The organism is Micromonospora sp. NPDC049580 (assembly GCF_040675595.1).
GTDB lineage: Bacteria > Actinomycetota > Actinomycetes > Mycobacteriales > Micromonosporaceae > Micromonospora.
Map to the genome: position 1 here is coordinate 1 of NZ_JBFAPG010000514.1, position 4,301 is coordinate 4,301.

The 4,301-nt window shown below is 75.6% G+C and carries 5 protein-coding genes; 3 read left to right on the forward strand and 2 right to left on the reverse strand.

From position 1 onward, the window contains the following. Nucleotides 1–834: sigma-70 family RNA polymerase sigma factor (locus tag AB0J68_RS28120; protein ID WP_363941411.1), on the reverse strand; the 834-nt coding region annotated here is incomplete at its 3' end. Nucleotides 835–836: 2 nt separating this feature from the next. Next, a complete protein-coding gene (locus AB0J68_RS28125) occupies nucleotides 837–1,190 on the reverse strand; it encodes a YciI family protein (RefSeq protein WP_354859633.1) in 354 nt (117 codons plus the stop codon). A 280-nt stretch (nucleotides 1,191–1,470) separates the two neighbouring features. Here AB0J68_RS28125 and fxsA point away from each other — a divergent pair, with 280 nt between their 5' ends. The 3 genes from fxsA to AB0J68_RS28140 form a co-directional block, all read left to right on the forward strand. Next, the gene (gene fxsA, locus AB0J68_RS28130) at nucleotides 1,471–1,662 is read left to right on the forward strand and encodes an FxSxx-COOH cyclophane-containing RiPP peptide (RefSeq protein WP_354859636.1); all 192 of its coding nucleotides are present in this window, start codon (nucleotides 1,471–1,473) and stop codon (nucleotides 1,660–1,662) included. Nucleotides 1,663–1,664: 2 nt separating this feature from the next. Beyond that, nucleotides 1,665–2,894, forward strand: coding sequence for an FxsB family cyclophane-forming radical SAM/SPASM peptide maturase (locus AB0J68_RS28135; RefSeq protein WP_363941414.1), 1,230 nt, complete (start codon nucleotides 1,665–1,667; stop codon nucleotides 2,892–2,894). Further along, the coding region (locus AB0J68_RS28140; RefSeq protein WP_363941416.1) for an HEXXH motif-containing putative peptide modification protein at nucleotides 2,891–4,301 on the forward strand (1,411 nt) is incomplete at its 3' end. The genes AB0J68_RS28135 and AB0J68_RS28140, both read left to right, overlap by 4 nt.

Sequence of the window (4,301 nt, forward strand, 5' to 3'; positions counted from 1 at the left end):
CTCGCGGCGCAGGCAGCGACGCACCAGCGACTGCCCCTCGGCGATCAGGGCGCGGTCCCACAGGTCCCGGTCCTGTTCTCCGAGCGGCACCAGCTCGCCGTCCGCCGTGGTCCGCGCGCCCCGGCGGGACTCGGTGAGCAGCATCAACGCGAGCAGGCCCAGCGCCTCCGGTTCGTCCGGCATCAGCTCGACGAGCAGCCGGGCCAGCCGGATCGCCTCGACGCACAGCTCGGCACGGACCAGGTGCGGGCCGGCGCTGGCCGTGTACCCCTCGTTGAAGATCAGGTACAGCACGGCGAGCACGGCGTGCAGCCGGTCGGGCAGGTCTGCGTCGCGCGGCACCCGGTACGGGATGCGGGCGTTGCGGATCTTCGACTTGGCCCTGACCAGTCGCTGCGCCATCGTCGCCTCCGGCACCAGGAACGCGCGGGCGATCTCGGCGGTGCGCAGGCCGCCGAGCAGACGCAGGGTGAGCGCGACGCGGGTGGCCGGGGCGAGCGCCGGATGGCAGCAGGTGAAGATCAGACGTAGCCGGTCGTCGCGCACGGGCCCCTCCTCGTCGGGTGGGTCGGCGGCGTACAGCAGGGCCGCCTGGGCGTGCCGGTCGGCGCGCGTCGCCTCCCGGCGCAGCCGGTCGATGGCCTGGTGGCGGGCCGTCGTGATGATCCAACCGGCCGGGCTGGGCGGCGGGCCGCTGTCCGGCCACCGACGCAGCGCGATGGCGAAGGCGTCCTGGACGGCCTCCTCGGCGAGGTCGATGTCGCCGAGGAGGCGCACCAGCACGGCGACCGCGCGGCCGTACTCGGCGCGGAACACCGCCTCCACGTCGGGCACGGTCAGTCTCCGGCCCCGGGCCGGAAGGGGCGGACCTCGATCGGCAGGGTGGTGGCCAGCGCGTAGCGGCGACCCCAGTGCAGGGCGGCGTCCAGGTCCGGCACGTCGATGATGGTGACGCCGCCCAGGTACTCCTTGCCCTCCACGAACGGTCCGTCGGTGACCAGGACGTCACCGTCGCGGGCGCGCAGCACCGTGGCGGTCTCCGGCCCGTGCAGACCCTGACCGAAGACCCAGGACCCGGCGGCTGCCAGCTCGTCGCGCAGCTCGCCGACCTCGCGCATCACCTGTGCCAGGAACTCCGGCTCCGGCACCCCACCCTGCGGCTGGTGCATGCTGAGCAGGTAGAGCGTCATCGTTCCTCCTCGTGGCGGCCGGCGCGACGCCGACCTCTCATCCTCCATACGAACGACTACCGCCCACCTCGACAGGCCGGCCGGAAAAAATCGGCCGTCCCGGCCGCGGGTGTGCGACGCCGCGCCGGGCGGCCCCGGTCGTACGCCAGGTAACGGCACGGTGGCCAGCGCGTACGGGCTGCGGTGTCGCGCCGTCCGGGGCCGGGTGCGATGGTGTAGAAAGGCGGAGTGAGCGCAGCGGTGACGCAGGTGCCGGTCTTCGACCGAAGGACGGTCCACGGTGGCTGACCACGACCAGCCGCCCATCGGACGCACTGTCGGCACCGCTCTGGTGCAGCTCGGCGACGTACCTCTGGCGGACCTGCTGGCCGGCGCCGGTGACGGCGTCCTGGCCCACGTGCTGGGCACGCTGGCCGCCGAGAGTGAGCCGGGCCGGCCCGGCGACGTGTCGGCGTTCGAGTCGAGCTTCTGACCGTGCCGGCCGACGCCCCGCCGTCGGCCACCCGACACCGGCCTGCCGTGGCCGCGCCCCGCATCCGCCAGGTGGTGCTGAAGGTCCACTCACGGTGCAACCTGGCCTGCGACTACTGCTACGTCTACCGGCACGCCGACCAGGGCTGGCGGGCCCGGCCACGGGTCATGGCCCCCGGCACCGTGAGCCGGGTCGCCGACCGGCTCGCCGCCCACGTGGCCCGGCACGGCACCGACCGGGTCCGGGTAGTGCTGCACGGCGGGGAGCCGCTGCTCGCCGGCCCCGCCGTGCTCGACCGGACGGTACGCACGCTGCGCGCCGCGATGCCCTCCGGCGTCGCACTCGACGTGGCGATGCAGACCAACGGGCTCCTGCTCGACGAGGCGGCGCTCGACCTGTGCCACACGCACGGCATCGACGTCGGGGTGAGCGTGGACGGCGACCGCACCGCCAACGACCGCCACCGCCGCCACGCCGACGGCCGGGGCAGCTTCGCCGAGGTGGCCGCCGCGCTGCGCCTGCTGGCCCGGCCCGAACACCGGGCCCGCTACGCCGGTCTGCTCTGCACGGTCGACCTGGCCAACGACCCGATCACCGTCTACGAGGGCCTGCGGGAGTTCGACCCGCCCCGGCTGGATCTGCTGCTGCCGCACGGCAACTGGAGCGCTCCCCCACCCGGGCGCCACCCCGACGACCCCGCCACCCCGTACGCGGACTGGCTGATCGCCGTCTTCGACCGCTGGTACGCCGAGACGCCCCGGCGTACCGGCATCCGGCTGTTCGAGTCACTGATCGCGCTGCTGCTGGGCGGACGCAGCGGCACCCAGGCGCTGGGCGCCGCCGAGCCGGACGTCATGACGATCGAGACCGACGGCACCATCGAGGGCACCGACACGCTCAAGACGACCACCGCGTCGGCGATGCGGACCGGCTTCGACGTCTTCCGGCACAGCTTCGACGAGGCGCTGCGTCACCCGTCGCTGGCCGGGCGTCCCACCGGGACCGCGGCGCTCGCGCCGGCCTGCCGGGCCTGCCCGGTCGTCGACGTCTGCGGTGGCGGCCTTTACGCGCACCGCTTCCGCGACGGCGCCGGCTTCGCCCACCCGTCCGTCTACTGTGCCGACCTGCTGCGGCTGATTCAGCACGTGCGGACGGTGGTGACCGCCGACCTGGACGCGCTGCGCCGCCGCGTCGCCGGGGCGGGCGTGCCGACGCCGGTGGCACGCCCGTGACGGGCCCGCTGTCGGCGGCGCAGCTCGCCGGGCTGGCCGGGGGCCACGGCGACGCCGCGACGGTCGCGGTGTTGCGGGGAGGGCAGCTCGGTCGCCGTCGGCTGCTGACCGTCGCCGCGGCCCGCGCCTGCCGTGACGAGCCACTGGTCCGGCAGAGTCTGGAGCTGCTCACCCGCGCCGAGCACGCCGACCGGGCAACGGTGGCCGCGGTGCTGACCCATCCACCGGTGACCGGGTGGGCCCGCGCCGCGCTGGACGGCGCCGCCGGGCCCGCCTACCTGGCCGCGCTCGCGGCGGCGGCGGCGACCCGCGCCGGCCTGACGTTCACCCTGACGCTGCCCCGCCCGGCCGACGGTGTGCTGCCGCTGCCCACCGTCGGCGCGGCGACGGGCCTGCCCTTCGACAGCCCGGTGCGGCTCACCGGCGAGGCGGGCACGCTGCGGATCGACGCCGCCAGCGGCGACGCGGACGGGGTACGGGTCGAGGCCGGCGGTGGCCGGCTGCTCGACGCGGGCGTCGGCGGGATCGGCTGGCTGCCGGTACGCAGGGCCAGGCCGTTCGACGCGGTCGAGGTGCTGGTCGACGACCAGGACCCGTGGCGCGACTGCTACCACCGGCCTTCGGCACCCCGACTGAACGACGTGTCGGCCGACCGACTGGACCGGCTCACCGCCGAGGCCGGGCAGTGGCTGCGTGCCCACCTTCCGGCGCACGCCGACGCGCTGGCCGGGCTGCTGCGCACACTCGTGCCGCTGCGACCGCCGCCCTCGGGCAACCCGGTGAGCGCCACCAGCAGGGACGCGCTCGGCGCCATAGCGCTCTCCGTGCCCACCGACGCGCGGACCCTGGCGCTGTTGCTCGTGCACGAGTTGCAGCACACCAAACTCGGCGCGCTGCTCGATCTGGTTCCGCTTCACCGCCCGGGTGGGCCGGCCCGCTACCGGGCGCCCTGGCGACTGGACCCGCGCCCGGTCGGCGCGCTGCTGCAGGGCGCGTACGCGCACCTGGGGGTGGCCGAGGTGTGGCGCTGCCGGCGGCACGAGGGGACCGCCGCCGCGTTCGAGTACGCGTACTGGCGGGAGCAGACCATCCGCGCCGTCCGGCAGCTCGCCGACGCGGCCGAGCTGACCGCGGCCGGCCGGTCGTTCGTGGCCGACATGGCGAGCACCCTGCGCGGCTGGCGTGACCCGGTCGACGGCGCGGTCGCGGCGGCGGTGCGGGACGTGGCGGACGCCAGCGCGGTGCGGTGGGGGCTGGCCAACCTGGTTCCCGACCCCATGGAGGTCGAGCTGGCATTACGCGCCGTGCGGCGAGGCGAGCCATGGTCGGGCGGCGGCCCCGCACCTATCGTGACGGCCACCGCGGCTCGACCCGCGCTAGCCGTGCGCAGTGGCCCCGAGGCGGCGG

Excerpts from the sequence above, each read along its gene's own strand:
- AB0J68_RS28125 (WP_354859633.1), bottom strand. The coding sequence starts at position 1,190 with ATGACGCTCTACCTGCTCAGCATGCACCAGCCGCAGGGTGGGGTGCCG.